Origin of the sequence: Aeromonas sp. A35_P, from assembly GCF_002259925.1 — a bacterium.
GTDB lineage: Bacteria > Pseudomonadota > Gammaproteobacteria > Enterobacterales > Aeromonadaceae > Aeromonas > Aeromonas dhakensis.
The window spans coordinates 22,078-28,620 of record NZ_NEVB01000203.1; the positions used below are offsets into that span (position 1 = coordinate 22,078).

6 protein-coding genes are annotated in these 6,543 nt (G+C 65.3%); 2 read left to right on the forward strand and 4 right to left on the reverse strand.

Features of this window, described 5'->3' with window-relative positions:
- The first annotated feature begins 26 nt into the window (after nt 1–26).
- Entirely contained in the window at nt 27–926 is a 900-nt protein-coding gene (locus CAK78_RS14710; RefSeq protein ID WP_094697754.1) for a DMT family transporter, read from the forward strand.
- A gap of 90 nt (nt 927–1,016) precedes the next feature.
- Here CAK78_RS14710 and CAK78_RS14715 read toward each other — a convergent pair whose 3' ends face one another.
- The 4 genes from CAK78_RS14715 to CAK78_RS14730 are packed head-to-tail and all read right to left on the reverse strand — an operon-like array spanning nt 1,017 to nt 6,168.
- Complete coding sequence (locus CAK78_RS14715) at nt 1,017–1,709, reverse strand: response regulator (protein ID WP_094697755.1); 693 nt, start codon at nt 1,707–1,709, stop codon at nt 1,017–1,019.
- Nucleotides 1,710–1,712: 3 nt separating this feature from the next.
- The gene (locus CAK78_RS14720) at nt 1,713–3,281 is read right to left on the reverse strand and encodes an ATP-binding protein (protein ID WP_094697756.1); all 1,569 of its coding nucleotides are present in this window, start codon (nt 3,279–3,281) and stop codon (nt 1,713–1,715) included.
- A 17-nt stretch (nt 3,282–3,298) separates the two neighbouring features.
- Entirely contained in the window at nt 3,299–4,849 is a 1,551-nt protein-coding gene (gene maeA, locus CAK78_RS14725) for an oxaloacetate-decarboxylating malate dehydrogenase (protein WP_094697757.1), read from the reverse strand.
- Nucleotides 4,850–4,860: 11 nt separating this feature from the next.
- Nucleotides 4,861–6,168, reverse strand: coding sequence for a 2-hydroxycarboxylate transporter family protein (locus CAK78_RS14730; RefSeq protein ID WP_094697758.1), 1,308 nt, complete (start codon nt 6,166–6,168; stop codon nt 4,861–4,863).
- Nucleotides 6,169–6,345: 177 nt separating this feature from the next.
- Between CAK78_RS14730 and CAK78_RS14735 the strand changes: the two genes are divergently transcribed.
- Nucleotides 6,346–6,543, forward strand: a 198-nt coding sequence (locus tag CAK78_RS14735; RefSeq protein ID WP_141214094.1) for a transposase, incomplete at its 3' end; no start/stop codon positions are given.

The window sequence follows — 6,543 nt, forward strand, 5'->3', positions numbered from 1 at the left end:
GTCACCTCGATAACAAGGAGTCTCTGATGCGTATCTTCTACCCGCTGATGTTTCCGCTGCTCGCCGTGCTGATCTGGGCCACCAATACCGTGGTGTCCAAGGCCGCCGCCGATGTGCTGGATCCCGCGGCCATCTCCTTCTACCGCTGGGTGATCGCAGCTCTCGCGCTGACCCCCTTCTGCCTGCCGCAACTGTGGCGCCGCCGTGGCGAGATCCGCCCCTGGCTCGGCAAGCTGCTGGTGCTGGCGGCCCTTGGCATGGTGCTCTACCAGTGCCTCGCCTACTACGCCGCCCACACCACCTCGGCCACCAATATGGGGGTCATCGGCTCCCTCATCCCGCTGCTGACCCTGCTGCAGAGCGCCCTCTTCTTCGGCCAGCGGCCGGGCAAACAGGCGCTGCTCGGCATGAGTATCTCCCTGTTCGGGGTGTTCTGGCTGCTGAGCCTGGGCCAACCGCTGGCGCTGCTGCACAACGGCATCAATCAGGGGGACGGCCTGATGCTGCTCGGCTCCGCCAGCTACGCCCTCTATGGCCTGCTGATCCGCCGCTGGCAGCTGCCGTTCGGCCCCTGGCTCAACCTCTACCTGCAGATCCTGCTGGCGGTCTTGCTGCTGATCCCGGTGGCCCTCTGCGCCGAGTCGCTGGCGGTGCCCGCCGAAGGCTGGGGCCTGGTGCTGTTTGCCGGCATCGCCTCCTCGCTTTTCGCCGCCTACTGCTGGATGCGCGGCCTCGCCTGCATGGGGGCGGAGCGCACCTCGGTGTTCATGAACCTGATGCCTCTGTGCACGGCGCTGATCGCCGTCATCAGCCTGGGAGAGCCCATTCACGGCTATCACCTGCTGGGGGGCGGTCTCATCCTGGCGGGGGTCATGCTCTCCCAGTTCAAACCGAAGGCCCGCCCGGCCCTGCTGGAAGAGGCCTGAACGGCCAGCCACAGCGGTTTTTGCGCCAACGACGGCAACAAAAAAGGGAGCTCAGGCTCCCTTTCTCATTGATGTGCATCCGCAAGTGGCTTAGTTGCCCCGCCGCCAGTGGTAGCGGCGCTCGGGCCGACCGCGCTGGCCATAGTTGAGATCCACGTCCACCCTGTCCTCCGACTCCAGATACTCCAGATAGCGGCGCGCCGTGGTGCGGCTCAGGGACAAGCGCAGCGCCACCGTATCGGTGGAGAAGGCGCTGTCCGGCTCACCTGCCAACAGCTCCAGCACCTGGCGCAGGGTGATGGCGTCGATCCCCTTGGGGGTATCGCGCACGTCACGCCCCTGGGGCCTCACCTTGCCCATCAGCCGGTCCAGATCGCTCTGTTCGAGGGAACCGCGCTCGCAGATGCGCCGGTGCAGGGTGAGGATCTCGTCCAGGCTCTGCTGGATCCGAAACAGCCGCAGCGGCTTGATGATGTAATCCTGCACCCCCTGATTGAGGGCCTGCTGGATGGTCTCCACGTCGCAGGAGGCGGTCACCATGACGACGTAGGCTTCGCGGTTGTGGCTGCGCAGCCGGTTCACCCACTCCAGGCCTGAGCCGTCGGGCAGCGAGATGTCCACCAGCAGCAGTTGCGGCTGGGCCGCGCGCATCATGAGATCGGCCTGGGTCAGGCTTTCGGCCCGACCCAGCAGGGAAAATCCGGGGGTGGAGGAGACCAGCTCGGCCAGAATGGATCCTATCCGTTCGTCATCCTCGATCACCAGCGTGAAAATGGGCTCCATAGATCACACCAATTGGTTTTTATTCAAGTAGATACCGAACAGGGTCGTCTGTTCGGCGGTGCGGCGCCATTCTATCACACCCCCTCGCCTGGCCACCGTCTCCTTGACCAGGAACAGGCCGACACCGTGATCGCCAGTCTGGCGACTGATGCCGTAATCAAACAGATGGTCCGCCAGCGCCTCGTCCACCCCCTCGCCGCTGTCCTCCACCTCGATCACCAGCCGGCGTCCGAAGTCGTTGAGGGAGATGAGCACCCGCGGCGGACACTGCTTGCGCCGGGCCCAGGCGGCGCGGATGCCGTTGTCCAGCAGGTTGCCGATGAGAGTGATGAGATCCGCCGACACCGCCGCCGGGTACTCGCCCAGCGCCGAATCGGGATCCAGCACCAGCTCCACCCCGAGCTCGCGGGCCCGGCTGAACTTGCCGAGGATGAGTCCGGCCACCGGCTTGTCCTCGATGGCCCGCAGCAGATCCTGCAGCATGGTCTGGCACGCCTCGCTCTCTTGCTGGATGAGCTCCACCGCCTGATCCACGTGGCCCAGCTGCAGCAGGCCGGAGAGGCTGCTGAGCTTGTTGGCGAACTCGTGAGTCTGCATCCGCAGCATCTCGGCATACTGACGCAGGTGGGTCACCTGCATGCCGAGACTGCCGGTCACCTCGGGGCGGCTGAAGATCAGCAGCCGGCCGGGGATCTTGCCCTCCACCGCCTGCCAGCGCCCGACGAACGACTCGCCGTGCACGGTGAAGCCGAGCTCGGTCTCGACCTGGGTCAGGGCAGGGGCGAGCGGCGGCGACAGTTCCGAGAGCGGCTGGCCGAGCAGGGCGTGGCGGCCGGTGCCCGGCAGGCGCAGCTGGTAAAACGCGGCGCTGTTGAGCATGCGGATGTGGCCGCGAGAATCGAGGGCGATCACCCCCTCCGAGATGTGCTCCAGCACCAGCTCCTGCAGCACGAAGCGGTTGACTATGGTCTCCGGCTCCAGATCCAGCAGGGTGCGACGCAACCGATGCTGGACCCAGAGCGCCAGCAGCAGGCCGCAGCCCAGCACGGCACCGGTGGCGCTGATGAGCAGGGCGACCCGCTCCAGGTAGATACTCTCCACCGTCTGCATCAAGTAGCCCACCACCACGGCACCGATGGCACGCCCGTCCGCCCCGATCACAGGGGCGAAGCAGCGAATGGCCGGCCCCAGGGTGCCCACGTCCTTAGAGCAGTAGCTGCTGCGCTCGTTGAGAGAAGGCCAGATATCCTCGCCGCGAAACAGGCCCCCTACCAGCTCCGGGGAGGGGTGGCTCAGCCGGCGAGCGTGCTCGTCGGTCACCACCATGTAGGCGGCATCGGTGCGGTTGCAGATCCCCTGTACATAGTCGCGCAGGCCCGGATCGCTTCCCCATTGCAACGCCTGCACCACCCGGCTGTCTCCCGCCAGCACCCGCGCCAGATCCCCTCCCTTGTCCTCCAGATTGCTCTCCAGCAAATGGCGGATGAAAAGCGCCAGCAGGCTGCCCAGTATGACGATCAGGAGCAGTGACAGGCCCAGGGAGAGGGTGACCAGTTGGTGACGCAGTTTCATCGATTAGCCTTGCAACATCAGGACGCGGACCAATAGTGCGGGCGCCACCAGGTCTGGTCAATCAAAGGTGCGGGATCACCGGCAAAATCGGCCAGCCCCTCGGCACGGGCACAGAGCACCACCGCCCTCGCCACGGCGCGGGCCACCTCCCCCACCTGCTCGATGGGGGGCAGCAGCCGCCCTTCGGCCAGCGGATAGGCGCCCACCGCCTGCACCGCCGCTCGCAACATGCCATCGCTGATGCGCCGCGCCTTGACCGCGCAGGCCCCCAGACCAATGCCCGGGAACACATAGACGTTGTTGCACTGGGAGACCACCCGCGGCACGCCGTCCACCTCTACCGGCGGGAAGGGGCTGCCGGGAGCGAGCAGGGCCCGCCCGCCGGTGGCCTGCCACACCTGGGCCGGGGTCGCCTCGGCACTGCGGGTGGGGTTGGAGAGCGGCAGGATCACCGGCCGCTCGCACACCTCCCCCATGGCGGTCAGCACAGCCCCGTCGAACAGACCGCCCTGACCGCTCACCCCGATCAACACTCCCGGGCGCAGCCGCTCGATGAGCGCGGCCAAGGTGTTGCACGCCTCCGCCGCCGGACGGGCGAACGGCTGCTGGGCCGGGGTGAGCCCGGCCCGGTCCAGGCAGACCAAACCGTCCTGATCGAACAGCTGTATCCGCTCCGGGCTGCCCGCCAGCTGGGCCAGCATGGCGGCGATACCGCAGCCGGCCGAGCCGGCGCCGACGATCAGCACCGGGGTATCCGCCAGCGCGCTGCCCGCCTGCTGCAAGCCCGCCAGCACGCAGGCCGACGCCACCGCCGCCGTGCCCTGGATGTCGTCGTTGAACATGCAAAGCTCATCGCGGTAGCGGGTCAGCAGATTGGCCGCGTGTTTGCCGGCGAAGTCCTCGAACTGCAGCACCACCTGGGGCCAGCGTTTGCGAATGGCGGCCACCACCTTGTCCATGAACTGGTAATAGGACTCGCCATCCACCCGCCGGGCCTGCCAGCCGAGGTAGGAGTCATCTTCCAGCAGCTCGGGGTTGTTGGTGCCCACGTCCACGCACAGCGGCAGGGTGCGCGCCGGGTTGATGCCGCCGGCGGCGGAGTAGAGCGCCAGCTTGCCGATGCAGATCCCCATGCCGCCGATGCCGAGATCACCGAGCCCCAGCACCCGCTCGCCGTCGGAGATGACGATGACGTCCACCTCCTGTTCCACCGCCGCGAAGATGTGGTCCAGCTCGTCCCGGTCGTGCCAGGAGAGGTAGAGGCCGTGGCTACGCAGATAGAGGTCGCTGTGGCGCTGGCACGCCTCCCCCACCACCGGGGTGTAGATGATGGGCAACAGCTCCGGCAGGTGGTGGCGCACCAGCTCGTAAAACAGTACCGGATTGTCCTCCTGCAGCTGGCGCAGCAGCAGGTGCTGATCAAACGGGCTCTGCATGGCCGAAACCAGCCGGTAGATGCGGCGCCGCTGCTGGGCCAGCGACTCCTCCTTGTGGGGCATGCGCCCCATCAAGCCCTGACGCTTGCGTTCGGCATAGGGCAGGCTGGTGCCCATCATGATGTCGTTCATTATCTTGTTCCTTATGCCAGCAGCGAGATGAGCAGGGTGGCCAGGATCAGCATGACGGCACCCCCGAGACGAGAGGAGATCTGGGCGAACGGCATCAGCGTCATGCGCTGGGCCGCCGAGAGCACGGCCACGTCACCCGTGCCCCCCATGTTGGCCATGCAGAGGCCCCCCGTGATAGCCGCCTCTATGGGGTAGAAGCCGATCATGCGGCCTACCAGCGCCGCCCCCAGGGCGCCGCCGAGCACGGTCACCAGCACCAGCACGAAATAGCTGACGGAAAAGGCGCTGATGAGCTCAGGAATACTGGAATAGGCGACTCCGATCCCCACCAGCAGGGAGGGAGTCAGGTTGCTGACCACGAACTGGTACCAGTCGGCCGCCGCCTGCTCGTAACGACGGGGCAGCAGGCCACTCACCTTGATGACGGCCACCGCCAGGATCATCAGGGCGAAGGGGTGCATGGGGATGAAGTTGCCGAGCAATGAGCCCAACACGAACATGCTGGAGCTGATGAAGAGCCCGGTGCCCAGGCTCTCCAGCGTCGGTGCCTGCACTTTCTCCTCGGCCACGCCAGCAGCACTCTCTTTTATCATCAGCTTGCCGTTGCCGGTCAGGGATGGGTAGCGGCGACCGAGGCGGGCCAGCAGGGTGCCCACCAGAATGGCCAGGGTGTTGGCGATCACTACCGCCGGTACCATGCGCGACAGCAGATCGGCGCTCGACATCTGCAGCGGCCCGGAGAGGATCTCCACCAGCGGCACGGCGCCGGCCCCCATGCCGCCGCCCATGATGGGCAGACCGATGAGCAGCACCGCGTTCTTGAAGCCGTAACCCATCAGGGCGCCCACCAGACCGACGCTGAGCAGCGCCAGCGCGACGCCCCCCAGGATCACCGGCAGGTAGCGCATGGCGGCATTCTTCAGCAGGGCACCGCTCATGCCGAACACAGAGCCGGTCACCAGGCTGGCGATGAAGAAGTTGAGAAAGCCCCCCTCCTTCATGAAGCCGATGATCACCTGACCCGCCTCGACTGGCAGGATCCGGTATTCAAACAGGGCGGCGCCGCCGAAGATGGCGAGTATGGTGCCACCCCCCAGGTATTCGCGGATGGGGGTGATGCGCTCGCCGAGCTCGGTCAGCAGGGTGCCGAGCACGAACATCAATGCCAGCGCCCCGACCATGCCGAGCGGCAGCGAGCCGTTCCAACTCGAGAAGAGGACGCAGGTGGCGAGGCCCAGAAAGATCATCATGGGCATGCCGGCAATCTGTTGACCGCCAAACAGGGCGGTTCTGGTGTGTGGGGTAGAGAGGTTTTTCATTGTTATGCTCCAGCGTGTGGTGTGGCGCCACTCTAGAGATCTCCGTTCCCTCTGTCGGTTAGCCCGCCAACAAAGGCATATAAAAACATTAAATTCTTAAACGCTACCTGATTACCCATGATTAGCAGTCACCCCGAACTATACTGATCTTATGCACAGTTATCGAGGAGCGAGATCATGGCCAAAAGCAAAGTCCAATTCCAGAAAGGCTACAGCCTGTTTGAGCTTCTCAAGGACTATGGCACTGAAGCTCAGTGCGAAAACGCGTTGTTCACTTGGCGTTTTCCTCACGGCTTTGTCTGCCCTGAATGTGCCAACAAGACCTGTTGTCACCTGAAAAGTCGGCCACGCGTGCTGCAATGCAATCACTGCCAT